General features: G+C 63.1%; 1 protein-coding gene. It reads left to right on the top strand.

Annotated elements, in window-relative coordinates; all coding sequences use genetic code 11:
- Window positions 1-436, top strand: a 436-nt coding sequence (locus ENZ75_RS34030) for an ATP-binding cassette domain-containing protein (protein WP_128278704.1), incomplete at both ends; no start/stop codon positions are given.

Raw genomic sequence — 436 nt, 5'->3', positions numbered from 1 at the left:
ACCCGCGTCAGACCGTCGGCACCATCATCGGCCGGCCGCTGGAGTTTTATTTCGGCATGCGCGGCCGTGAGCGCGACAGACGCGTTGCCGAACTGCTCGACAAGATCGAGATGGGCAAGGGATTTTCCGACCGCTACCCGGCCGAGCTTTCCGGCGGCCAGAAACAGCGTGTCTGCATCGCCCGGTCGCTTGCCGCCAAGCCGAAGCTGATCATCTGCGACGAGGTGACCTCGGCGCTCGATCCGCTGGTGGCACACGGCATCCTCGAGCTGCTGCTGGAGCTGCAGAAGGAAGAGAACGTCGCCTATCTGTTCATCACGCATGACCTTGCCACGGTGAAGTCGATCGCCGATTCAATCGCGGTTATGTATCGCGGCGAGGTGGTGCGTTACGGCCCCAAGGGCAAGGTGCTGAGCCCGCCCTTCGACGCCTACAC

The sequence above is a fragment of the Mesorhizobium sp. M7A.F.Ca.CA.002.04.1.1 genome, from assembly GCF_004022805.1.
Lineage (GTDB): Bacteria > Pseudomonadota > Alphaproteobacteria > Rhizobiales > Rhizobiaceae > Mesorhizobium > Mesorhizobium ciceri.
The sequence above is the reverse complement of the archived record's forward strand: the minus strand, read 5'-3'. Positions and strand labels throughout refer to the sequence as shown.